The 22449-nt window shown below is 68.2% G+C and carries 24 protein-coding genes, 2 tRNA genes and 1 riboswitch; of the genes, 9 read left to right on the top strand and 17 right to left on the bottom strand.

What is annotated here, in order from left to right; all coding sequences use genetic code 11:
• Window positions 1-3 precede the first annotated feature (3 nt).
• Window positions 4-70, top strand: a riboswitch (guanidine-III (ykkC-III) riboswitch).
• A 14-nt stretch (window positions 71-84) separates the two neighbouring features.
• The gene (locus tag ACR3ZA_RS03205; RefSeq protein ID WP_473660088.1) at window positions 85-357 is read left to right on the top strand and encodes a CBU_0592 family membrane protein; all 273 of its coding nucleotides are present in this window, start codon (window positions 85-87) and stop codon (window positions 355-357) included.
• Window positions 358-675: 318 nt separating this feature from the next.
• Here the strand turns inward: ACR3ZA_RS03205 and ACR3ZA_RS03200 are convergent, their stop codons facing one another.
• The 3 genes from ACR3ZA_RS03200 to ACR3ZA_RS03190 all read right to left on the bottom strand — a co-directional run bounded on the left by ACR3ZA_RS03200 (window position 676) and on the right by ACR3ZA_RS03190 (window position 3291).
• Window positions 676-1896, bottom strand: coding sequence for a DNA sulfur modification protein DndB (locus ACR3ZA_RS03200; RefSeq protein ID WP_473662271.1), 1221 nt, complete (start codon window positions 1894-1896; stop codon window positions 676-678).
• A 363-nt stretch (window positions 1897-2259) separates the two neighbouring features.
• Window positions 2260-2655, bottom strand: coding sequence for a tyrosine-type recombinase/integrase (locus ACR3ZA_RS03195; RefSeq protein WP_473660084.1), 396 nt, complete (start codon window positions 2653-2655; stop codon window positions 2260-2262).
• A 24-nt stretch (window positions 2656-2679) separates the two neighbouring features.
• A complete protein-coding gene (locus ACR3ZA_RS03190; protein ID WP_473660082.1) occupies window positions 2680-3291 on the bottom strand; it encodes a uracil-DNA glycosylase in 612 nt (203 codons plus the stop codon).
• 58 nt (window positions 3292-3349) lie between these two features.
• Between ACR3ZA_RS03190 and ACR3ZA_RS03185 the strand changes: the two genes are divergently transcribed.
• The gene (locus ACR3ZA_RS03185; protein ID WP_473660080.1) at window positions 3350-3571 is read left to right on the top strand and encodes a helix-turn-helix domain-containing protein; all 222 of its coding nucleotides are present in this window, start codon (window positions 3350-3352) and stop codon (window positions 3569-3571) included.
• A 3-nt stretch (window positions 3572-3574) separates the two neighbouring features.
• Here the strand turns inward: ACR3ZA_RS03185 and ACR3ZA_RS03180 are convergent, their stop codons facing one another.
• The 4 genes from ACR3ZA_RS03180 to ACR3ZA_RS03165 form a co-directional block, all read right to left on the bottom strand.
• Window positions 3575-4294 carry a hypothetical protein gene (locus ACR3ZA_RS03180; RefSeq protein WP_473660078.1) on the bottom strand — a complete coding sequence of 240 codons (720 nt, stop codon included), beginning with the start codon at window positions 4292-4294 and terminating at the stop codon, window positions 3575-3577.
• 30 nt (window positions 4295-4324) lie between these two features.
• Window positions 4325-4398 (bottom strand) — tRNA-Gly (locus tag ACR3ZA_RS03175).
• Window positions 4399-4453: 55 nt separating this feature from the next.
• Window positions 4454-4822, bottom strand: coding sequence for a nuclear transport factor 2 family protein (locus ACR3ZA_RS03170; RefSeq protein ID WP_473660076.1), 369 nt, complete (start codon window positions 4820-4822; stop codon window positions 4454-4456).
• Window positions 4823-4889: 67 nt separating this feature from the next.
• Window positions 4890-6935: an acyltransferase family protein gene (locus ACR3ZA_RS03165; protein ID WP_473660074.1), complete on the bottom strand. Its 2046-nt coding sequence runs from the start codon at window positions 6933-6935 to the stop codon at window positions 4890-4892.
• 209 nt (window positions 6936-7144) lie between these two features.
• Here ACR3ZA_RS03165 and ACR3ZA_RS03160 point away from each other — a divergent pair.
• The 3 genes from ACR3ZA_RS03160 (at window position 7145) to ACR3ZA_RS03150 (ending at window position 9184) form a co-directional block, all read left to right on the top strand.
• A tRNA-Pro gene (locus ACR3ZA_RS03160) sits at window positions 7145-7219 on the top strand.
• Between the two features lie 38 nt (window positions 7220-7257).
• A complete protein-coding gene (tig, locus tag ACR3ZA_RS03155) occupies window positions 7258-8631 on the top strand; it encodes a trigger factor (RefSeq protein WP_473660072.1) in 1374 nt (457 codons plus the stop codon).
• A 34-nt stretch (window positions 8632-8665) separates the two neighbouring features.
• The gene (locus ACR3ZA_RS03150) at window positions 8666-9184 is read left to right on the top strand and encodes a DUF1697 domain-containing protein (RefSeq protein WP_473660070.1); all 519 of its coding nucleotides are present in this window, start codon (window positions 8666-8668) and stop codon (window positions 9182-9184) included.
• 3 nt (window positions 9185-9187) lie between these two features.
• On the opposite strand, the gene ACR3ZA_RS03145 is transcribed toward ACR3ZA_RS03150, so the two are convergent.
• Window positions 9188-9754, bottom strand: coding sequence for a hypothetical protein (locus ACR3ZA_RS03145; protein WP_473660069.1), 567 nt, complete (start codon window positions 9752-9754; stop codon window positions 9188-9190).
• Between the two features lie 131 nt (window positions 9755-9885).
• On the bottom strand, window positions 9886-10677 hold the full coding sequence (locus tag ACR3ZA_RS03140) for an SDR family NAD(P)-dependent oxidoreductase (RefSeq protein WP_473660067.1): 792 nt from the start codon (window positions 10675-10677) through the stop codon (window positions 9886-9888).
• Window positions 10678-10760: 83 nt separating this feature from the next.
• Here ACR3ZA_RS03140 and ACR3ZA_RS03135 point away from each other — a divergent pair, with 83 nt between their 5' ends.
• From ACR3ZA_RS03135 to ACR3ZA_RS03125, 3 genes are all read left to right on the top strand, one after another.
• Window positions 10761-11360, top strand: coding sequence for a WHG domain-containing protein (locus ACR3ZA_RS03135; protein ID WP_473660065.1), 600 nt, complete (start codon window positions 10761-10763; stop codon window positions 11358-11360).
• A gap of 144 nt (window positions 11361-11504) precedes the next feature.
• Window positions 11505-12095 carry an ATP-dependent Clp protease proteolytic subunit gene (locus ACR3ZA_RS03130; protein ID WP_473660063.1) on the top strand — a complete coding sequence of 197 codons (591 nt, stop codon included), beginning with the start codon at window positions 11505-11507 and terminating at the stop codon, window positions 12093-12095.
• A gap of 33 nt (window positions 12096-12128) precedes the next feature.
• Entirely contained in the window at window positions 12129-12797 is a 669-nt protein-coding gene (locus tag ACR3ZA_RS03125) for an ATP-dependent Clp protease proteolytic subunit (RefSeq protein ID WP_473660061.1), read from the top strand.
• A 258-nt stretch (window positions 12798-13055) separates the two neighbouring features.
• On the opposite strand, the gene ACR3ZA_RS03120 is transcribed toward ACR3ZA_RS03125, so the two are convergent.
• The 3 genes from ACR3ZA_RS03120 to ACR3ZA_RS03110 all read right to left on the bottom strand — a co-directional run bounded on the left by ACR3ZA_RS03120 (window position 13056) and on the right by ACR3ZA_RS03110 (window position 15063).
• Complete coding sequence (locus tag ACR3ZA_RS03120) at window positions 13056-13643, bottom strand: copper resistance protein CopC (RefSeq protein ID WP_473660059.1); 588 nt, start codon at window positions 13641-13643, stop codon at window positions 13056-13058.
• Window positions 13640-14347: a DUF1775 domain-containing protein gene (locus tag ACR3ZA_RS03115; RefSeq protein WP_473660057.1), complete on the bottom strand. Its 708-nt coding sequence runs from the start codon at window positions 14345-14347 to the stop codon at window positions 13640-13642. Before ACR3ZA_RS03115 ends, ACR3ZA_RS03120 begins: the two co-directional genes overlap by 4 nt.
• Before the next feature lie 95 nt (window positions 14348-14442).
• Window positions 14443-15063, bottom strand: a complete 621-nt coding sequence (locus ACR3ZA_RS03110) for a hypothetical protein (RefSeq protein WP_473660056.1) — start codon at window positions 15061-15063, stop codon at window positions 14443-14445.
• Window positions 15064-15193: 130 nt separating this feature from the next.
• Here ACR3ZA_RS03110 and clpX point away from each other — a divergent pair, with 130 nt between their 5' ends.
• On the top strand, window positions 15194-16471 hold the full coding sequence (gene clpX, locus ACR3ZA_RS03105) for an ATP-dependent Clp protease ATP-binding subunit ClpX (RefSeq protein ID WP_473660054.1): 1278 nt from the start codon (window positions 15194-15196) through the stop codon (window positions 16469-16471).
• Between the two features lie 21 nt (window positions 16472-16492).
• Here the strand turns inward: clpX and ACR3ZA_RS03100 are convergent, their stop codons facing one another.
• From ACR3ZA_RS03100 to ACR3ZA_RS03080, 5 genes are read right to left on the bottom strand one after another with little or no spacing between them, the layout of a single operon-like run.
• Window positions 16493-17965, bottom strand: a complete 1473-nt coding sequence (locus ACR3ZA_RS03100; RefSeq protein ID WP_473660052.1) for an FGGY family carbohydrate kinase — start codon at window positions 17963-17965, stop codon at window positions 16493-16495.
• Window positions 17962-18762, bottom strand: a complete 801-nt coding sequence (locus ACR3ZA_RS03095; RefSeq protein WP_473660050.1) for a BtpA/SgcQ family protein — start codon at window positions 18760-18762, stop codon at window positions 17962-17964. Before ACR3ZA_RS03095 ends, ACR3ZA_RS03100 begins: the two co-directional genes overlap by 4 nt.
• Window positions 18759-19553 carry a DeoR family transcriptional regulator gene (locus tag ACR3ZA_RS03090; RefSeq protein ID WP_473660048.1) on the bottom strand — a complete coding sequence of 265 codons (795 nt, stop codon included), beginning with the start codon at window positions 19551-19553 and terminating at the stop codon, window positions 18759-18761. Before ACR3ZA_RS03090 ends, ACR3ZA_RS03095 begins: the two co-directional genes overlap by 4 nt.
• Entirely contained in the window at window positions 19553-20893 is a 1341-nt protein-coding gene (locus ACR3ZA_RS03085) for an amidohydrolase family protein (protein WP_473660046.1), read from the bottom strand. The genes ACR3ZA_RS03090 and ACR3ZA_RS03085 overlap by 1 nt, the downstream gene beginning before the upstream one ends.
• A complete protein-coding gene (locus ACR3ZA_RS03080; protein ID WP_473660044.1) occupies window positions 20890-22434 on the bottom strand; it encodes an ATP-binding cassette domain-containing protein in 1545 nt (514 codons plus the stop codon). Before ACR3ZA_RS03080 ends, ACR3ZA_RS03085 begins: the two co-directional genes overlap by 4 nt.
• Between the last annotated feature and the right edge of the window lie 15 nt (window positions 22435-22449).

Raw genomic sequence — 22449 nt, 5'->3', positions numbered from 1 at the left:
GTCGCGATGCCGACGCACGGTCGGCCTCCCGGACGAGACGCGCCGTACCCGGACCGCACGACGACGCTCCCCGAGGGGGCCGTCATGCTCGACCAGATCGTCCAAATCGCAGGATCGCTGCTGATTCTCACCGCCTTCGTCGCGGCTCAGCGCCGCTGGTTCACCCCGCAGTCACGCCGGTACCTCGTGCTCAACCTCGTCGGCTCGGCCGTCCTCGCCGTCGAGGCGGCGTTCGGCGGCCAGTGGGGATTCCTGCTGCTGGAGGCCGTGTGGGCAGTGGTCTCAGCCGTCGCCTTGGTCAAGGCCGTGATCGGCGGCGTGCAGCGCAAGCGGGAGCGGTCGCTGGCATCGCGCTGAGTCGGGCTTCGTGTGGAGGGGATGACGGGAATCGAACCCGCGTAATCAGTTTGGAAGCCGCTCCTCAAACTGTTAACGCTCCTTGCCGCCGTCGACCGACTTCGCCCTCGCTCGGCTGCCGTGCCCAGTGATTTTGGGGCTCCTCGGGCCGTTCGACTTTTCGCAGGTGGTCGCCTTCGGTCGGCCTTGGATCGCCCCGGCGGAGCGCGGTCGCCCTCTCTTGGCCCTCTCGCGCCCACCTGAGCTCGATCGGGCGATGCGCGTGAAGCAGCCGCGCCCCGCCGAGTCTTCTCGGCGGGGCGCGGAACGTGCGCGTCCCTAGGAGAGCCACTCCGGGTTCGTCTCAGCCCACTTCACGAGCGTGTCCCGGAGCTGCTTGAGGTCCTGACGGCGGGAGCGAGGTGCTAGTGCCCCGACCGCGAATACGTCATCGCCCATGTGGGCAATCCAGATACCATCATCCTTCGCCGAACCAGCCATATGAGGTGCGAGCCTCGAGAAGTAGTCCACGACGTCGTCGTCGTCGAAGGCGCGGCGGTCGGTGAGCTCGGTGTAGACACCTGCGAGAACGCGGAGCATCACTGTCGATCCGAGCATGTTCGACTTGCGCAAGTCCTCTGGAGTCAGTTCTTCGTCCGCTACCTGCGCCAGCGGCGGGAACGACTCGAGAAGGACGTCGAAGAAGTCGTTCGACTTCTGTACGAGCGCGTCTTCGCTGAGCTCATCCTCTAGACGCCGTCCGATCCGCCCGTCGATCCCGACGACCAGGGTCCGGACGATCTCTGCAACCTGCTTGGCGCCCATGAGGTTCGGGTTGTTGCGGCCCATGCGGTCCTGCTCGGGATCGACCCGTCCCTTAAGGAGAGCGTGCTTCATGACTGCTTCGAGACTGCGGTTTACTACCTTCCGGCTGTCGAACCGCGCGCGAACGGATGAAGTGATGCCGAGCGCGTTGTCCGCGATGTCGAAGAACATCTGCTTGTACGCCTGCTGGTCATCTTCCACAAAAATCTGGAGCGACGTGCGCTCCTTCGAGAAGCGTTCACGCTGAGACATGAGCTCGTCGACCCGGCCCTGGAGCTTTCCGATCACGTCGGGAATATCCTCATTCCGCTTGGCTGCGGCGACAAGGGTTCGCGCTTTCTCAAGGTCGTCGGCGATTCCCTGAATCGCGAGATGGATCCCGAGAATCCGATGCTGTCCGTCGAGAATGCGGAGGTCCGTGGCCGCGAGCTTCGGGAACGCCAGGACGCCGAACTCCGTCCCGCCGATAGTCTCGCGAACCTCAAACTTGAAGATGTCAGGTGCTCGAAGGACGAGGGCGGGAGCCACCCAGTCTTTCTTCGTTCGGACGTATTCGCCGAAGGCGCGTGCGTGCGCTTCCTTGACCATTCGGTTCCCCTCGGCGGCCTTGCCCGCGGTCGGGGGCGGGATAAGTGACGCGATCTGGGTCAAGGACAGGTCGAGCGAAAAGACAGTTCGCTGCCCCTGCCGGTAGCGAGTCGCGTAGAAGCGCTCGTCGGGGTCGTATCCGGTCACATCCAAGGTGAGCTCCTAACTCTTGTCGGGCTGAACAAGAGACAGAGTACGGAATTAAGATTTTGTTTGTCAAGTGGGAATCTTGTCGACTCTTAGGGCGCATCGGGAGCGGCGGCTTCCGGCGGTGGAACGTGTAGCCGAAGCCGCGGGCCAGGCGGGTGTCGAGCCAGATCGCCTCGACTGTGCGGTTCCAGGCATCACTTTCGACCTCGCCCAGCACAACGACGACGTCACGGTTCTGCAGGTCGTCCATCGTCACCGAGTGACCCTCGGGCAGGTCGGCGACCATCCGCCGATACAGCGCTTCGATCTCGGCGTGGTGCGCGAGGGCGACGGCGCGCAGGGCGTCGCGGGGTGTCATGGTCACGCCTCCGCCGTGCGGGTGAACGCCTCGAAGCGCTCGACCTCCGCCGAGTAGTCGCTGACGTAAGTGTGCCCGTACACGCGCCCGACGAGTTCGAGCGACGAGTGCCCGAGCCATCGGCTCACCTGAAACGGCTGGAACCCTGCCGCCAGCCACAGGCTCGCTGCCGTGTGCCGGGTGTCGTGGTTGCGGATGTGCTCGACGCCGACCGCCTGCGCTGCGGGGAGCAAGTAGTAGTTCAGGAAGCCGCTCATGGCGATGGGCCGCGTCCATTCGAGGCGGCGGGAGCCGTTCTCGCGAGCGGGCCAGAACAACGCCTTGGGGACGCCCGAGTTCGGGTTCGCCAGCAGCACCTTCCGCAGGTCGGCCACGAGCGCCTTCAACAGGATCGGCACGTCGCGCGTGCTGCGTGAAGGCGTCTACGCCAACAGGGCAGCGGCTCGCCCGACGGCGGCGGCGAACTCCGCTCGACGGGTGACGAAGTTCAACGACCCCGCGCTCAGGCGATGCGACTCAGTGACTGCGGGGCCGGGGCCGTCGAACAGTCCCGCGATGTAGCGCCGCCGCCCCTGACGTGCGTAGCCACTGCACAGGACAACGACCGCGAGTCTCGGTAGCAACTCGATCACGTACCGGAGCTGGATCGCGCCGTCTGCCAACTCCAGTGGGGTCGGCTTCACTGATGCGGCGCCGAGGTACCAGGGGACGATGTTCGCGTGCAGGCAGTCGTCCAGTAGTCCGGCTTCGGTGCGCGCCTGCCAGAGGTTGGCTGCGGTCTGGACGTTGTTGTCGGCGCTGATGAATCCAGAGCCCTTCCCGGCAGCCGCCTTCGGCCCCGGCGCTTCGAGCACGAACAGCACCCCGGCATCCGTACCCGCGTCGGTCGGGTCGAATGATGGCGCGTCTCTGCCTCGGATCGGCAGGTCTCCGACATAGTCACGCAGAGTGGCGAGTGCCGTGCCTTGCCAGAGCCTCCGACGCTCGGCCACCGCCTCGGGATCGCGCAGCGAGCGAGGTCCGGTGGCATCCACGCCGCGACATTGCTCATCGTCGTTGGAGACGATGAGTCAACACGCCCAGGTTTGAAGGGTGCCGAAATCAGCCCCGCCCCAGCCTTGGCGGGTCGACCTGGGATCGCGTGTGCGGAAACTCCGAGCCGAGCGGAAGTGGTCGCAGGAGGCCTTTGCTGAACGGGTCGAAGTCCACACCACCTATGTCAGCGGTATTGAGCGTGGGCGACGCAACGTCAGCATCGATACTCTGTATCGCCTGGCCGTCGCATTCGGCGTGGAGATCCGCGACTTGTTATGAGCCCTACGCCGTTTTCTCGCGGGAGAGACGCCAGCGCCAGTGCTCAGTCCGGAATGGGTATCTCGGGCGCCTGCCCCATCCATTCCAGAGCGGCGGAAGCAACATGTCCATGTTGACGTCGCTATTCGGATGCACGATGTTGTGGCGCAGCGTATCCCCGGGGCGGAACATGTGCCCGTATCTCGGGCCGGGGTCCTTCCCCTCCGCCCAGCCCGCGAGCCGGTTCGGGCGAGGCAGGATGTAGCCAGCGCTTTCGACTCGCTCACCTCGTTCGTCTTCGACGCATGCTTCGCCTTCAGCTTCGAACGGGATGAGTTGCCAGCCCTCGGGGTGGGGGCTTCGTGGGAGTCCGCTGTTGTTGAGGTACTCCAGAGGATCCCAGAAGCCGGCGTAGAACTCGGCAGCTGTCCAGAAGGCAACTTCCTCTTCGCCGCGTACGAACAGGTCAAGCGCCGCCACCGTGATGTCGTCGTACTCGCGCCTAGCTGTATCCAGTGGCGTCGTTGAATCTGCGATAAACGCCTCGTCGTACAGGCCGTCGCGAATTGCGCGAAATGCGAGCGAGCGAGCTCGGCCGAGTAACGAAACAATCTTGCGGCGCCGAGCCTTGCGCGCGCGACTCCATTGAATGCACGCGCGAACCCAACCTGTGATGAGCCAAAGCGCGATGCCGACCATTAGGGGCGCGCCGACGACCGTCCAGAGCGCGGCAGGATCCAACACGACTTCATCCTGGCGGATACTGCGTCAAAGTGGAGGGGATGACGGGAATCGAACCCGCGTAATCAGTTTGGAAGACTGAGGCTCTACCATTGAGCTACATCCCCGTCGGCCGTCGGAACGGCCGGGATTGAGTGTAGCGCAGGAGCGCGGCGCCCCCGTTCAGGACGGGGTGGCGTGGTCCATCCACCACTCGGTGAACGAGGTGGCCGTCTTGTCGGCGGCGAGCCGGATCAGCCAGAGGTTCGAGTAGGCGCGGCCGTCCGCGTAGCGGGTCACGCCTTCGACGATCGCGAGGTCGCCCTCGGTTGCGACGACCTCGTGCTCGAAGGTCCACGAATCCGCCGCATCCTGACGGCGCAGCCATTCGGCCACGATCGCCTCGCGGCCGACCACCGCATCGCTGAAGGCATCGAAGCGGTACTCGGCCTTCTCGGCGAAGAGAGCCCCGATCTCGGCGGGATCGTTCGACTTCCAGGCCCGCAGGTATCCGGCGACCCAGTCCTTGGCCGCGCGACGTGACTCGCCCATGACGTCAAGGATGCCCCTCGCAGCGAAGAAACAACACCCGCGACCCGCGGGGTGCTCGTCGGCGGCTCTATCGTTGGGTCGCGACGACGTCCGCCGCGCGTTCCGCCAGATACGGTCCCAACGTCGTGACGAACGTGCGCGTCAGGTGCCCGCTGCTGCGGTACGCGATCGCGTTGCCGACGATCGGCGTGCACGGGTCCCCGGGGCAGATGAGGTCGTTAAGGTCGACGACGGCAACGTGGGCGGTTGAGGCGGCCGCGACGGAGAGCGCGTCGATGTCAGAAAGCGCCTCCGTGCGATCGAGCGAGCACTCCTCGTTGATCGAGTCGGGATGGTCGTTCAAGCACGAGATGTACCCGTTGCGAGTCCGTGGCGGTGAGGCGATCGCGATGATCAGCGTCTCGTCGGAGGCGTGCCTCTGCCAAGTCTCCTGATATCCGGCGACGAGGGTGTCCGAGGCGACGCGACCCGATGCCGTGGTGAAGATCACGTCATACGGCTCCACCTCGTTGAGGTATTCGTCGACGAGGTCATTCCACAGCAAGCATTCCTCACTCCGGGATGCGTTCGTCGGTGCCGAACTCCACGAACAGCTTCGCCGCGAGGCGACGTCGATCCGCCAGTTGTTGAGTTCCGCGGTGGTCTCGTAGGCGGCGACCAGTGCGCCATTGAACGAATCGCCGAGCGCGAGCACGCGGAGGTCGTAGCCCGACGTCGGCCCAAGCGTGCACACGTTCACCGTGGGCGGTGAGTCGCCGCTCCAGCACTCCGATCGGTTCGAGTCGTCGGTGCGCAGCACCTCAAGCGGCGGAAGAACGGGGCCGTCCATGTCTGTCGAGCAGGAGAGGGCGGGGTCGGCGGACGCGGCACCCAGGCACCCCAGATCGCCGGACTCGAGTCGGTCGATGTAGGCGAGCAGCTCGTCTCGTTCTCGCTCGGTCACGGTGACCCCAGCCCACGCGACGCCCGCGACGAGAGACATCGCGGCGACTGCCGCGACGACGACCGTGCGCTTTCGCAGGCGGAGCGAGCCAAAGGCCGTGGCGAAACGTGCGGGATCCTCGATCGTCCGCTTCGTGGCCCAGGCCAAGGCGAGTGTCCCGGCGATGATCACCGCCTTGGTGACAATCCCCATCTGGTCGAGCTCACCTGGGGTGAACTGGATGATCGGCCAGTGCCACAGATAGATGCCGTACGAGATGCCGCCCGCCCACAGCACGGGGGTGAAGGAGGAGATCCGCCCGAACCACGACTCATTCCCGGCCGCGATCACGGCCAGCGTGCCGACGACGGGGACAAGAGCGACCCAGCCGGGAAACGGGGTCTCCTCGGTGATGAAGAACGCTGAGAGGACGATCGCGACGGCGCCGCCGGCGGCGACGAGTGTCGACCAGCGCTGCGGGACGCGCACGGACACGAACGCGGCGAGGCCGCCTGCGAGGAACTCCCACAGACGCAGCGGGGTCGCGAAATATGCCGTCTCGGGAGCCGTCGAGGAGAAGATGACGCTCGCGATCAGGCTCGCGGTGAACAGCGTGACGAGGAGAATCAGGATCGCCTTGTTCCGTTGCCTGCTGAGGCGCCCCGTCGCCAACACGACCAGCGCAAAGAGCACCGGGAGCAGCAGGTAGAACTGCTCTTCGACTCCGAGCGACCAGAACTGCTGCACCGGCGACGGGTCATAGTCCGCGCGGAGGTAGTCGATCGCGTTGTAGGCCAGAAGCCAGTTCTCTGAGAAGAACACCGCGGCGATGACTTCTTGCAGGTACTGGATTCGGTCCTCGCCTTGGGCGAGGAGCCACGAAGCGATCGCGGTCGCGAACAGAACGACAAGGGCGAGGGGCAGGATGCGCCGGATTCGGCGGGTCCAGAAGCCAGCGAGGTCGATGCGTCCGGTGTCGCGGAGCTGGCGCACGAGATGCCCGATGATCAGATAACCGGAGATGACGAAGAAGATGTCGACCCCGATGAATCCGCCGGGGATCCGTTCGGGCCACAGATGGAATGCGAAAACGAGGCCCACCGCTACGGCGCGGAGGCCTTGGATCTCGGGAAGAAGCCCGTCGCTCTTGCGCACATCGGGCACAGTGGGGCGCGCAAGAGAAGTCGACACAGAGTCCATTATCGAGGGCGCCGGACGCGGTTCCCGGCGCCGCTGCTCAATTCGAGCATGCGCGCGGCGGTGAGCGCCCGGGTTCGCAAAGAACACCCGCAGTCACTCTCGGCTAGACTTACCGCGGCCATTCGTCGGTGAGCCGTGCCCGCACGTCACTCACGGTGCCGCCCCGCCCGCCGCGAACATCGGCGGCGGGACGAAACATCCGGGGCGTAGCTCAGCTTGGCTAGAGCGCCCGCTTTGGGAGCGGGAGGTCGCAGGTTCAAATCCTGTCGCCCCGACGAAGCCCATCCAGACACCTTCAGGAGATACCAGACCTATGGTCAGCACGACCGTCGAGAAGCTTTCCCCCACGCGCGTCAAGCTCAGCATCACCGTGACGCCCGAGGAACTCAAGCCCTCCATCGACCACGCCTACAAGCACATCGCCGAGTCGGTCAACATTCCCGGCTTCCGCAAGGGCAAGGTTCCGCCGCCCATCATCGACCAGCGCGTCGGCCGCGCCGAGGTGCTCAACCACGCGGTGAGCGAAGGCCTCGACCGCCTCTACCGCGAGGCAGCGCAGGAGGAGAAGCTCCGCCCGCTCGGACGCCCCTCCGCCGACGTCACCCAGTGGCCGAGCGAGAAGGACTTCTCCGGCGACCTGCTCGTCGAGGTCGAGGTCGACGTTCGTCCCGACTTCGAGCTGCCCAAGTACGACGGCCTCAAGCTCGAGGTCGAGCCCGTCAGCGTCTCGCCCGACGACGTCGAGACCGAGCTTGAGAACCTCCGCACCCGCTTCGGCACCCTCGTCACCGTCGACCGTCCGGCCAAGAAGGGCGACTTCGTGTCGCTCGACCTGACCGCCACGATCGGCGGCACCGAGGTCGACACCGCCTCCGGCATCAGCTACGAGCTCGGCTCGGGCGAGCTGATCGACGGCATCGACGACGCCGTGGAGACCCTCACCGCGGGCGAAGAGACCACCTTCGAGTCGGAGCTGCTCGGCGGCGACAACGCCGGCGAGAAGGCGCAGATCGCCGTGACGGTGCTCGCCGTCAAGGAGCGCGAGCTGCCCGAGGCCGACGACGAGTTCGCTCAGATCGCCAGCCAGTTCGACACCATCGGCGAGCTGCGTGCCGACCTGCGTGAGCAGCTCGAGAAGTCCGCCACCTTCGGTCAGGGCGCCGCGGCGCGTGACAAGATCGTCGACGTTCTCCTCGAGAAGGTCGAGATCCCCGTCCCGCAGCAGCTGATCGACGACGAGGTGAACCGCCACCTCGAGAACGAGAACCGTCTCGAGGACGACGAGCACCGCGCCGAGGTCGCCGTCTCCAGCGAGAAGACCTTCCGCACCCAGATCCTCCTCGACGCGATCGCTGAGAAGGAAGAGATCAAGGTCAGCCAGGACGAGCTCACCCGCTACCTCGTGCAGGCCGCCAGCCAGTACGGCATGGAGCCGGGCGAGTTCATCCAGGTGCTCGACCAGAACGGTCAGATCCCGGCGATGGTTGGCGAAGTCGCCCGCAGCAAGGTGCTCGCGGTCGTGCTCGGCAAGGCCAAGGTCGTCGACACCAAGGGCAAGGCCGTGGATGTCTCCGCCTTCACCGCCGCGGTTCTCGGCGAGGGCGACGACCCGTCGAACGGGGCCGCCGACCTGCTCGCGGCCGCGAACGCGGGTGCCGAAGACGAGCACGCGGGCCACAACCACTAAGACGAACGTCTGAGAAGGGCGGCACACTGGGTTCATGACCCGGTGTGCCGCCCTTCTTCGTGGAGTGAACGTCGGCGGGGTGAAGATCCGCATGGCGGAGCTCGCCGAACTCGTCGAAAGCCTCGGTTTCACCGAGGTGCGCACGGTGCTCGCCAGCGGCAATGTGCTCTTCACGACCGACGACGATCCGGATGCCTCAGCAGCCCGCCTCGAGACGGCGCTGCGCGAGCGGTTCGGCTACGAGGCCTGGGTGCACGTGCTCCCGCTGGACGCGATCCGCCGAATCGTCGATGCCTACCCCTTCGAGCGCGGACGTGACGGCTGGCACGACTACGCGATCGTCGCCGTGCGTCCGGAGGTGCGTGATGCGCTTCTCGCCGTCGAGCTCGACCCGGCAGCCGAACGGGCCGCGCCGGGGGAGGGAGTCATCTACTGGACGGTGCCGCAGGGATCCACGATCGACTCGCGGCTGGGCAAGGCGCAGGCGGCGGCACGGTGGAAGCCGTGGATCACGACCCGCAACTTCAACACGCTCGAGAAGCTGCTGCGCTGAGCGCTAGTCGACGACCGCGGCGACGACGCTGAAGTTCGAGCCGTCGAACTCGGTGATCGAGACGGCGGCCTCCCCGAAGCCGCCGTCCTCGAATACGAGACCGCAGCGGAAGGTGTTGCCCTCGAAGATCTCGATCTCCTCGTCAGGGCACAGCACCGCGGCGATGACGCCCTGCTGCCCGAGCGAGCCCGCCGCGAGTTCTTCGATCTCGCTCGCGGGAACCGTCGGATGCTCGCTCGGCGGATTTCCGCTGGTGTCGACGACATCCAGCACCTCCAGGTCGAAGTCGTCACTACTGCGGATCGAGGCGATCCCGAAGACGACCGTTGCCGAGTCGTCGCTGTCGGGATCCGTCATCGCGCACTCCGCCTCGGAGCCGACCTCGAACGGAATCGACCCGCTGCCGCACTCGACATCCGCGGCGACACCGGTGAGTTCCAGGGCGAGCGACTCAGCCTCGAGCTCGAAGGCATCCAGTGAGATCGACGGGCTCCCGCTCGGAAGAAACGCGCACCCGCTCAAGCCGAGGGCGAGCGCGGCGACGGTGGTGACGGGCAGGAAAGTCTTCATGTGAAGCTCCTTGGCTCGGTACGGCCACCGTAACGCGGTGCTCGCAGAAGCGCCATGGAAGATGTGAGCGAACGTCGTGGAACGCCCGGGCAGCGGGCCGAGCGAACGCCCGTCGCGGCCGCGGGCTGGTCTCACACCGGGTTGCGCAGCGCGACCTGCCCCGAGAGCTTCGCCGCGAGGCGACGACTCACGAGCCGGACCGACCACGCGGTCGCACGGTTCCGTGTGCCCGAGACGATGCTCGGCGGAGGGCTGCGGCGGTCGAGCGTGCGGAGAGCGAGATCGACAACTTGCGTCGGCGTCTGGAAGTCGCCGACCTGAGCGTCCTCGCCCGCGATCTCGAAGAACTCCGTCGAGGTTGCGCCGGGGGAGAGGCACAGCACGCCGAGCGCGCGATCCCGGTTCTCGAACCAGAGAGCCTCGGTGAAACTCAGCACGAACGCCTTCGTGGCGCCATAGACGGCCATCAACGGCACCGGCTGGTACGCCGCCGTGCTCGCGACGGTGATCAGGGCGCCTCGGTCGTTCGCCTGCAACTGGTCGTAGAAGACCTTCGTGAGGTCGACCACAGCGCCGACGTTCAGATCGACCTCCTCGGCGATTCGGGCGGCGTCCTCGTTCTCGAAGCGGTTGCGCGTTCCGAAACCGGCGTTGTTCACGAGCGTGGCGATGCTGATGTCGCGCTCGGCGAGCTCGGCGGCCAGCCGGGATGCGGCATCCGGTGCGGCGAGGTCGGCGGCGATCACGGTGACGGTTCGTCCCGTCTGGCGCAGTTCGTCGGCGAGGGACTGCAGGCGATCCTCGCGGCGGGCGACCAGCACGAGGTCGGCGCCACGGGCGGCCAGCTGTCGGGCGAACTCCGCGCCCAGGCCCGAGCTTGCGCCGGTGACGAGTGCGGTGGTGCCGGTGTAGTCGATGCTCACGGGGTGTCCCTCAGTTTTGGGTGAACGAGTGTTCACCGGTGTAGGTTTACACATGTTCAGTGAAATGTCGAACGGAGGTGGGGATGGCACGGGATCCGAATCCGCGCGGCACGGGCGAGCAGCTCCGTGCTCAACTCGTCGCCGCAGCCAGCACCCTCCTCGTCGACCCGCAGTCGGTTGCGCTCCCATCGCTTCGCGCCGTCGCGCGCGCCTGCTCCGTTTCGCCTGCCGCCGTCTACCTGCACTTCGACTCCGCGCAGGCGCTCACGGCGGCCGTGTTGGACGCACAACTCGACGACCTCGAGAACGCGATCCGCTCGACGCTCCCCGACGGCGCTCCGCCCCGCATGCGGCTCGCCGCCCTCGGCAACGCCTACGCGCGGTGGGGGCTGACTCATCCGGGGGCCTACCAGCTGCTCTTCGAGAGCGCCGACCGACTCGACCTGCCCGAACACGAACACGATCGCTGGAGCCTCATCGACGAAGCGGCCCAACTGATCGCTGCCGAGAGGCAGATGACCGAGGCGGAGGCGACGGAGACCGCGCTGCGACTGTGGACGATGCTCCATGGCCTCGTGTCGCTGCGCATCCACAAGCACCTTCTGCCGTGGCGCCCCGTCGAATCCGAGATCGACGAGACGATCGCTCGGTTCGTGCCGGCGCCGAACCCCCACGGCGGATAAGTCGGCTTGTTCGTCGTGCGCTCACGCCCACGGCGGTTGCGCTGCCCGGTTCGCCGTGCGCTCACGCCCACGGCGAACATGCCCAAGTCGAGGCGGGCTCGCCGGTAGATTCGAACTCGACACCACAGAACAGGAGTCTCTTCCATGGCTGAAACGGCATTCCCGCCGAGCGTCTTCGACCGCCTTCTCAAAGACCGCATCATCTGGCTCGGATCCGAGGTGCGCGACGACAACTCGAACGAGATCGCGGCGAAGCTTCTGCTGCTTGCCGCGGAAGACCCCGAGAAGGACATCTACCTCTACATCAACTCGCCCGGTGGCTCGATCACTGCGGGCATGGCGATCTACGACACGATGCAGTTCGTGCCGAACGACATCGTCACGGTCGGCATCGGCATGGCGGCCTCGATGGGGCAGCTGCTCCTCACCGCCGGCACGAAGGGCAAGCGGTACATCACCCCCAACGCGCGCGTGCTGCTGCACCAGCCGCACGGCGGATTCGGCGGAACCAGCTCCGACATCCAGACGCAGGCCGCGCTCATCCTCGACATGAAGAAGCGCCTGGCCGAGATCACCGCCGAGGCGACCGGCAAGACCGTCGAGCAGGTCAATGCCGACGGCGACCGCGACCGCTGGTTCAACGCGCAGGAAGCGCTCGAGTACGGGTTCGTGGATCACATCCGTGAGTCCGCCTCCGACGTCGTCGGCGGCGGCGGCACGAACGACAAGAAGTAGCCGGCGAGCCCGAGACGAAGGACGACAACTCAGATGGAAACCCCGAACTTCTCCGCGGCCGGCGACCTGGCACAGCGGATGCCCGGCTCGCGCTACATCCTCCCCAGCTTCGAGGAGCGCACCGCCTACGGCTTCAAGCGTCAGGACCCCTACGCCAAGCTCTTCGAGGACCGCATCATCTTCCTCGGCGTGCAGGTGGATGACGCCTCCGCCGACGACGTGATGGCGCAGCTTCTCGTGCTCGAGAGCCAGGACCCGGATCGCGACATCGTCATGTACATCAACTCGCCCGGTGGATCCTTCACCGCGATGACCGCGATCTACGACACGATGCAGTACATCCGCCCGCAGGTGCAGACGGTGGTGCTCGGCCAGGCGGCCTCGGCCGCCGCGGTCATTCTCGCGGCGGGCACGCCCGGCAAGCGCCTCGCGCTGCCGAACGCGCGCGTGCTGATCCACCAGCCCGCCGTCGGCGAGGCCGGTCGCGGGCAGGCGTCCGACATCGAGATCCAGGCCGCCGAGGTGCTGCGCCTGCGCACCTGGCTGGAGGAGACGCTCTCGAAGCACTCCAACCGCACCCCCGAGCAGGTCAACACCGACATCGAGCGCGACAAGATCCTGTCGGCTGCCGAGGCGCTGGAGTACGGTCTGATCGACCAGGTGCTCACGAGCCGCAAGACGGGCAACGCGCTCGTCAAGTAGCACGACTCACATCACGCAGGTGGCCCCGGACTGAGTCCGGGGCCACTCGTGCGTCAGCACCCCGCCCGCGAGTGTGTCGTTTCTCCGGAGGTCGTGTGACCCGCCCCGCCCGCGAGTGTGTCGTTTCTCCGGAGTTCTCGCCGGTCAATGCCGTGCTGGCAGGGCATCCGGGGCCGTTTGATGTGGATTCTCCGGAGAAAGGTCCCACGGGGCGGTTGCGCGCCTCCGGGATCTCCGGAGAAACGTCGCACTGGGGTGCTAGGCGGGGCGGCGGCGGGCCAGCAGCAGGGTGACGACGACGGTGAGAGCGATGGCGCCGACGGTGCCGAGGATCCACCACGCGTCCGAGCTGATCGCGCCCGGTTCGGATGCGGAGGCCTCCGGGGATGCCTCGACCGGTTCCGCGTCGACCCCGCAGGTGGGCGCGGTCGCGCTTCCCTCCGCGGCGGCGAACGCGTCGGCGGGAGCCCAGGTGAAGCCGTAGCTCCCGCTGATCGTGTGGCCGTCGGCCGAGACCAGCTGCCAGGTGATCGTGTACTCGCCCGGCGCCCCGACCGCGGCCGTCGTGAACATCGACGAACCCGAGATCCGGGTGCAGCCGTCGCCGTAGTAGAGGCCCGCCGCATCCTGCACCTGGAAGGCGAAGCCGTTGCCCTCGCCGCCCAGGTCGAGGAGAGCTTCGTTCGTCCGGATCTCGAAGCTCTCGGGCAGCTCGGTCACCACCGCACCCTCGGCGGGGTTGGTGAAGACGACCGAGTTGTGCGCAAGGGCCGGGGAGGCGAGGCCGAGCACGGCGGCAGCAGCGAGCGCTGCCACCGCCATGCCGGCACGTCGTGACCGGGTCATGATTCCGATCGAACGCCGCGGCGCGCGACGACGGCCGCCACGATGCCGGCGGTGCCGACGACGAGACCGCCGATGCCGAGCACCCGGGCGAGCACGTCGGTCGAGGCCGCGGCGCTGGCGTCGGCCGACGCGTCCGTCTGCTCGTCGGTGTCCGTCTCGTGCGCGTCGTCGTCCTCATCGTGCCCGTGCGCGTCGACCACAGCGGCGCTGAGCGTCACCGTCGGGGTGTCCTCGCCGTCCCAGACGGTCTCGCCGACCGCGCAGGTCTGCGTGACCGGGAACGAGAGCGTGGTTCCCGCCTCCAGATCGGGCAGCAGCGCCTGCACATCGAACTGCTGGCGGTAGCCGTCGGGGAGTCCGCCGTCGGTCGCCGTGTAGACGACTTGCGCGACGCGTTCGGTCACCTCGTTGCCGTGGGCATCGGTGGTGGCGGCGACCTCGACGGTCACCTTGGATGCCTCCCAGCCCGCGACGACGGTCGGGGTGGCGGCGGTGATCTCCTCGGGCCATTCGATCGAGATCGCGGTGGTGGGCGAGCCGTCGCAGCCGTGCGGCACGCTGAACGAGAGCAGAGCGTACGAGCCGGCGGCCGTGGTCGAGGCGCTGACGCCGACGTGGGCGCTCGCGGGCAGCGCGCCCACGAGGGCGAGCAGGGTTCCGGCGCCGAGGGCGATGCCGGCCTTCGTGAGGGTGGTGTTCGTCATAGGGAGTTCAGGTCCAATTCGTCGTGGTGCGCACGCGCGCACGCGGCCGGGAACTCAGGTCACCGGCCAGAAACAAGGGAAGCGTGTGCTCGGGACTAGCCGAGCGCGACGAGAACCGGAGGACCGCGCCGCTGCAGCCGATGGCGCAGGATCGCGAGCGGCGACGGCAGCGACGGCGCGCTCACCAGGCGAGGGGCGCGAGCGCGCGGTGCCACCGACGGCGACGTGCGGAACGCGCGGATCAGGAGCTCGGCACCCGCCGACAGGGCGGCGAGGATGAGGGCCCACCCGCCGCGCAGCAGACCGAAGCTCGCAAGGGCTGCGATCACGTGATGCGCGCCCATGCCGAGACCGACAGCCGAGGACTCGGCCCCGAGCGCGAAGGTCAGCACCGGGTCGTGATGCGCGTGGCTGGCACCGGGGAGCGCGGTGGCGGCGCCGACGGTCGCGAAGAGCACGTGGAAGACGAACTGGTCGACCGCGACGGCGGCGGCGACGCGCCAGCCGCGCATCCGGGTGCCGACCACCGGGGTGGTGAGGAACGTCGACAGCACGAGGGCCGCGATGAGGGTGACGACGTTCGGCCAGCCGCCGCCCGCGGTCGCGTGCGCCACGGCCGCGATCAGTGTCGACAGGCCCGCGACGACCACCGCATGTCCGACGCGGCGCGCGCGGACGCGCTGTCGGGCAGTCGTATCGGGGGGCGCAGTCGTCATGGCGATCGCCTCCAGCCTATCCGGCACGATGACGGCGAATGACGGCGCGCCGAGCCGAAAACGGGCGTGGGACAGGCCAGCATCGCAGGATCGGGTTAGGCTCAAGACACGCTCATTGGGAGGAGTCAAGATGGCGCGCATCGGCGAGAGTGCCGACCTGCTCAAGTGCTCCTTCTGCGGGAAAAGCCAGAAGCAGGTCCAGCAGCTCATTGCGGGACCGGGCGTCTACATCTGCGACGAGTGCGTCGAGCTCTGCAACGAGATCATCGAGGAGCGACTCGCCGAGGCCGGCGAAGAGGCGACGAGCGAGTTCGATCTGCCGAAGCCGAAGGAGATCTTCTCGTTCCTCGAGGAGTACGTCATCGGGCAGGAGCCGGCGAAGCGTGCCCTGAGCGTCGCGGTCTACAACCACTACAAGCGCATCCGGGCCCGGTCGACGATCGCGTCGGCCGACACGCTCATCGACGACATCGACATCCAGAAGAGCAACATCCTGCTGATCGGTCCGACCGGATGCGGCAAGACCTACCTCGCGCAGACCCTCGCCAAGCGCCTCAACGTTCCGTTCGCGGTGGCGGATGCGACGGCGCTCACCGAGGCGGGCTACGTCGGCGAAGACGTCGAGAACATCCTGCTCAAGCTCATCCAAGCCGCCGACTACGACGTCAAGCGCGCGGAGACCGGCATCATCTACATCGACGAGGTCGACAAGATCGCCCGCAAGGCGGAGAACCCCTCCATCACGCGCGACGTCTCGGGGGAGGGCGTGCAGCAGGCGCTGCTGAAGATCCTCGAGGGCACGACCGCCTCGGTTCCCCCGCAGGGCGGCCGCAAGCACCCGCATCAGGAATTCATCCAGATCGACACGACGAACGTGCTGTTCATCGTCGCGGGCGCCTTCGCGGGGCTCGAGGAGATCATCTCCGCGCGCGTCGGACGCCGTGGGATCGGCTTCGGGGCGCCGTTGCACTCCAAGCGCGACGAGGCGGAGATCTTCAGCGAGGTGCTGCCGGAGGACCTGCACAAGTTCGGGTTGATCCCCGAGTTCATCGGTCGTCTGCCCGTCGTCACCACGGTGTCGCCGCTCGATCAGCACGCGCTGATGCAGATCCTCACCGAGCCGAAGAACGCGCTCGTCAAGCAGTACCAGCGCATGTTCGAACTCGACGATGTCGAGTTGGAGTTCGAACGCGAGGCGCTCGAGGCGATCGCCGACCTCGCGGTGCTGCGTCAGACGGGTGCGCGCGGTCTGCGGGCGATTCTCGAAGAGGTGCTCGGGCCGATCATGTTCGAGGTGCCCTCCAGCGAGGAGGTCGCGCGCGTGGTGGTCACCCGCGACGCGGTCATCGACAATGCGGCGCCGACGATCGTCCCGCACGCGCCGCGTCGCGCCGAGAAGTCGGCCTGACGCTCTCGCGTCGGGGTCCGGCTAGCGCCGGGCCAGCGCCCGCATCGTCGTCGCGGTGACGTCCGACAGCTCGCGCCAGAGCGCGTAGGCCTCGTCGTAGCGCTCCACGAGTCCGGGCTCCGGGTCGACGGTGTCGCCCGGGATCACGAATCGCTCGATCTCCGACCAGTCGGAGAGCGCGCCGACCCCGATCGCGGCGGCGACGGCCGCGGCGAGCGAGGCTCCCGGGTGCTGCTGCACCGTGCGCAGCGGAGTGCCGAGCACGCTCGCGTGGATCCGCTTCCAGAACAGCGAGGTGGCGCCGCCGTTCGTCACCGTCGCCTCGGTGAGCTGGATGCCGCGGTCAGCGAGCACGTCGGCGTTGTGCCGGAAGCCGAACGCGATGCCCTCCAGGGCAGCCCGGTACAGGTCGAAGCGGTCGTGGCCGAGGTGCATGCCGGCGAACACGCCGCGCAGGGCCGGGTCGTTCAGCGGCGACTTCTCGCCGAGGAAGTACGGCAGGCACAGCACTTCGGCGGCGCTGCGCTGATCGGCCTCGGCATCGAGGGCGGCGAGGTCGGTCTCGCGCAGGACGCCCTGCACCCAGCGCACGAGGCTGCCGCTCGTGGCCATGCATCCGTTCGGAAGCCACAGGCCGTCGACCGGGTGGTCGTCGAGGTAGAAGCGCGCGTCGGTGATCGGCTCCGTGCTGACCGCGAGGATGTCTCCGGCGCCGCCGAGCTTGACGAGCCAGTCGCCCTGTTTCGAGAGCCCGGCGCCGACGGCCGAGAGCACGTGATCGGCCCCGCCGACCACGATCGGGATGCCCGCGGGCAGGCCGGTGAGTCCGGCGGCGGCGGCGCTCAGCGCGCCGACGACCTCACCCGGTGAGGCGATCGGCGCCACTCGCTCGCCGAGGTTCGCCGCCGCGATCGCCGGAGCAAACGGGCTGCCGTCGAGGTCGAACAGGCCCGACTCGATCGCCCAGTTGCGCTCGACGTGCGGCCGTGCGCCGAGCGCCATCGCGACGAAGTCGTACGAGCCGACCAGCACGTGGCAGGCAGCCCACATCTCGGGCTCGTGCCGTGCCAGCCAGAGCGCGGTCGGTCCGACCGACTGCTGGGTGACCGGGGAGCCGGTGAGCGCGATGACGTCGTGCTCGGCCAGCCGCGCCGCCGCCTCGACGACCTCGGCGGTGGCGCGCGCATCGTTCTGCAGGATCGCTCGGCGCAGCGGGGCGCCCGAGGAGTCGAGAGCGACGACGGCGGGCACCATTCCGGTGGTGGCGATGCCGACCACCCGCGCGGGCGTCACCGCGGGGTGCGCGGCGAGGGCCGCGAGCACGGCGTGAGCGTTCGAGATCCACTGCGCCGGGTCGGCTTCGGCCCATCCGGCGTGCGGGGAGTGCAGTTCGTTCGAGCGGGTCACCTGAGCGAGCAGGCCGCCCTCGAGGTCGAGGGCGATGCCTTTCACCCCGGTCGTGCCGATGTCGAGCCCGAGGGTGATCGCGCTCACGACCGGGCGGCCTCCACGAAGCGGCGCGCGCGGTCGGGGTCGACCGGGTTCCAGGTGTGGCCGTCGAGCTTGAGCGAGGAGCCGACGATGCACCCATCCGCGATCGTCAGCATCTCGCCGATCGTGTCGGCGCGGGCGCCGGTGTTGAGGAGGACGGGAACGTCCGAGGGGACCGCGTCGCGGACGCCCTTGAGCGTGCTGGTCGACGGGCCCGCGCCGGCCATCGGGCCGGAGACGAGGATCGCGTCGGCGAGGCTCGAGACGACCGTGGAGCGCGCCGTCTCCGCCGCGTCGCGGCGCCCGATGGGGGAGGCGAACTCGGGGGTGATGTTCATGAAGATCGCGAGATCCTGGGCGTCCAGGCGGCGGCGCTCGCGCAGCGTGTGGGCAGCATCGGTCGTCCACAGTCCCATGTCGGACTCCCAGACGCCGGTGACGACCTCGCGGATGAAGCTCGCGCCGGTGGCGACGGCCGCAGCGAGGGCGATGCGCGAGTCCCAGAGGAAGTCCACGCCGAACGGGATCGAGTCGGGGCGGCACTCGGTGACGACGCGGGCCATCACGGCGGCGGATTCGGGGCCCGCGTGCAGTTCGTAGGGACGGTCGTTCTCGTTGCAGAACATGACCGCGTCGAAGCCGGCGTCGACGAGGAGCGCGACATCGCTGCGCACCTGGTCGACGAGACCCTGGATGCCCGCCTTCTCGTCGTAGAGAGGCGTACCCGGCAGCGCGGGCACGTGCGCCATCGCGATGAGCGGCTTGTCGACGCCGGGGAAGATTGAGGCGAAACGGGTCACGGGGTGTCTCCTGGATTGGTGCTGGGCGGAACGAGGACAACGTCGGCTCCCGCCGCGCGTGCGGCGGTGACGACGGGATCTGTGGGGTCGCCGTCGGTGACGAGCACGGTCACGTCGGACAGCGGGGCGATGGTCACCAGGTGCACGCGGCCGAGCTTGGCGGAGTCGGCCCCGACGATCACACGCCGAGATGCGTGGAGGGCGGCGCGCTTCACGCTGGCCTCCTGCGGGTGGTACTCGGTCAGACCGCGCTCCGCATCGACGCCGGCGACGCCGATGACGAAGGTGTCGCAGTTGTAGCGCGCGAAGGTCTGCTCGGTCTCGGAGCCGATCAGGCTCAGTTCGCCCGGTCTGACGGTGCCGCCGGTGAGGATGATCCGGGTGTCGGGCTCATCGGCGAGCGTGGTGGCCACGGCGATGCTCGGGGTGACCACGGTCAGCCCCAGGTCGCGCCCGCGGATCGCGCGCGCGACCGAGGCGACCGTGCTGCCGCTGTCGAGCACGACCGTCTCGCCGGGCTTCAAGAGGGCCGCGATCTGCTCGCCGATGTGGTCCTTGCTGGCCGTCGCCTGGCCGGCGCGCAAACCGTAGCTGGGCTCGAACGCCGTGCCGGTGATCGAGATCGCGCCGCCGGAGACGCGGCGCACGATGCCCTGCGCCTGCAGGGCCTCGATGTCGCGGCGCACCGTCATCTCGGAGACGTCGAAAGCCTCGGCGAGTTCGCCGAACGAGACCTCTCCCGTCTTGATCACCCGCTCCTCAATGAGCGTGCGGCGTTCTGCGACATCCATCAGGCGCTGTCCTCCTCGGCAGACCCCGCGCGCATCCTCGACACCAGGGTGTCGAAGTCCCGCTGCTGTTGCGAGAGCGCGTCGGCGACGTCGAGTGTACGCACCTGACGATCTGTCATGAGCCACTGCCCGTCGACCATCGAGTGGCTGACCGAGGCGCCGGAGGTGCCGTAGACGATCGCGGCCTCCACGGACTGGGCGCCGACGGGTCCTCGGGACACCTCGGAGAGCGGGATGGCGATGAGGTCGGCGACCGCGCCCGCCACGAGCTGTCCATCATCGACGCCACCGTCGAGGGCCCGCTGGCCGCCGCGCGTCGCGATCGACAGGATCTCGCGGGGCGTCACCTGGTTGGGCGTGTGCGAGGCGAACGCGGCGAGCTTGCCGAGGATGCGCATCTCCTCGAACAGGTCGGTGTTGGTGTTGTTGCACACATTGTCGCTGCCGAGGGCGACGAGCACCCCGGCGTCGAGTGCCTCGCGCACCGGGGCAGCGGGCACGCCGCTCATCATCGCGACCGACGGGATCACCGTGAGCGCGGCCTTGGTGCCGGCCAGCAGCGGAAGCTGATCCACGGGAACCGTGTTGCAGTGCGCCAGGATCGTGGGCACGTCGAGCATGCCGGTCTCGCGCAGCACCTCGAGCGCGGGCTTGCCGTACTCGGCCATGCACCAGTCGTCCTCCTCGCTCGAGGTCGAGAAGTGCACGTGCAGGCCGGTGCCGAGGCGCTTCGCGAGTGCGAGCTCGGCCTCCATCGCCTCCGGAGTGTTGTCGACGAAGTAGGCGTGCGGCCCGACCCAGCCCTGGACTCGCGTGCCCCCCGCCATGCTCTCGGCGAAGGCGGCGGCGGCGGCGAGTTCGCGGGCGCGGGCCGTGTCATCGCCGAGTTCGACGATTCCCCAGCCGATGCGGGCCCGGAGTCCCGAACGCTGCACGGTCGGGGCGATCTCGTCGGCGAAGAAGTACTGGTCGGCGAAGGACGTGGTGCCGTGCCGGATCATGTCGGCGCACGAGACCGCGACCGAGGCGGGGACGAGCTCGGGCGTGAGGTGCTCCTCGTGGGTGCGGAGCACTGCGAGGAACCCCTCCATGGTCAGCAGCGAGTGGCCCTCGGCGACGCCGCGGATGAGCGACATCGGGGTGTGGGCGTGCGCGTTGACGAGTCCCGGCATCACGAGGCTCGCGCCGAGATCGGTCACCCCTTCGCCGCTCGGGCGGGGGCCGGTGACGGGGGAGACCGAGTGGATGACGCCATCGATGACCTCGATGACGCCGGGAGAGAGCACCGTTCCGGCGTCGTCGTTGAGGTAGACCTGGTCGGCGACGATGAGCTCGGTCACGGCGTCTTCTCCACTCCGCCAGCCATGAGCTGGCCAATCCGGTCGCGATCCACCTCGGATCGGTCAAAGGGCCCCAGCAGCTTCCCGTCGTACATCACGGCAATGCGGTCCGAGAGGGCGAGCACCTCGTCGAGCTCCGCGGAGACGAGCAGCACGGCGCTGCCCTCCGATCGCGCGTTCGACAGCGCCTTGTGCACGAATTCGATGCTGCCGACGTCGAGACCGCGGGTCGGCTGATTCGCGAGCACGACGCGGGGGTCGCCCGACAGCTCGCGCCCGATGACGATCTTCTGCAGGTTGCCGCCGGACAGCGACTCGACGACGCGCGCCGGGGCGGCGCCGCGCACCTCGTAGTCGGCGATCACCTGTTCGGCGAAGCGGCGCCGGGCGCGACGGCGAATGATTCCCGCACGGCTGAAGCGACGACTGCGGAACGAGGTCGAAACCGCGTTCTCCTCCAGCGTCGCCTGCAGGTTGAGGCCCACGTGCATGCGATCGGCCGCAATGTGGGCGACACCCGCCGCGCGCATGGCGGCGGGGGAGGATCCGGTCAGGTCGGTGCCCGCGATGGAGACCCGGCCAGCTTCGAGTTTGCGCAGTCCGGCGACCGCCTCGACGAGCTCGTCCTGGCCGTTGCCGCTGACGCCCGCGATTCCGACGATCTCGCCGGCGCGGACGGCGAGCGCCACATCGGAGAGACCGGTGCTGCCGTCGGCGCTCGGATCCGCCATCGCACCCTCGACCTCGAGCAGGGTCTCGCCCGCCGAGCCGGTGCCGGGCTCGGCGGTGAGGAGGACGTCGCGACCGACCATCAGGCGGGCGAGCTCCGAGTCGGTAGCGCCGCCGCGCGGCACATCGCCGACGACGCGACCACGTCGCATGACGACGATGCGGTCGGCGACGGCCTGGACTTCGGGAAGCTTGTGGGAGATGAACACGACCGAGCGGCCGGTCGCGGCGAGCTGGCGCACCATCGCGACCAGGTCATCCGCTTCGGCGGGCGTCAGTACGGCGGTCGGCTCGTCCAGGATGAGCAGCTGTGCATCCGCGGCCAACGCCTTGAGGATCTCGACGCGCTGCTGGGCTCCGACCGGCAGGTCGGCGACTCGGCGTCGCGGATCGAGGTCGAGGTTGGCGTCGGCGATCAGCGCCGCGACCTGCCGTTCGGCGGCCGCATCGTCGTAGAAGCCGCGGCGGGCGGGCTCGCGGCCGAGCAGCACGTTCTGCGCGACGGTGAAGGAGGGCACCAGCTCGAAGTGCTGGTGCACCATTCCGAGCCCGTGGGAGATGGCATCCTGCTGGCTGGAGATGTCGGCGCGAACGCCGTCGATGTAGACCTCGCCGGCGTCGGGCTGGTGCACGCCGAAGAGGAGGTTCATGAGCGTCGTCTTGCCGGTTCCGTTCTCACCGATCAGCGCGACGACTTCCCCCGCTCCGACCTCGAGCGAGACGTCGTCGACGGCGAGCACGCCGGAAGCTGCGAAGTACTTGCGCAGGCCGCGGATCTCGAGTCGGGGCGTCTCGCCCGAGGTGGGAGTCATGGGATCTCTTTCTGT

This window comes from Herbiconiux sp. J20-20, from assembly GCF_057365085.1.
Note: the sequence above shows the minus strand (reverse complement) of the source record. Positions and strands in the feature narration are given on the sequence as shown.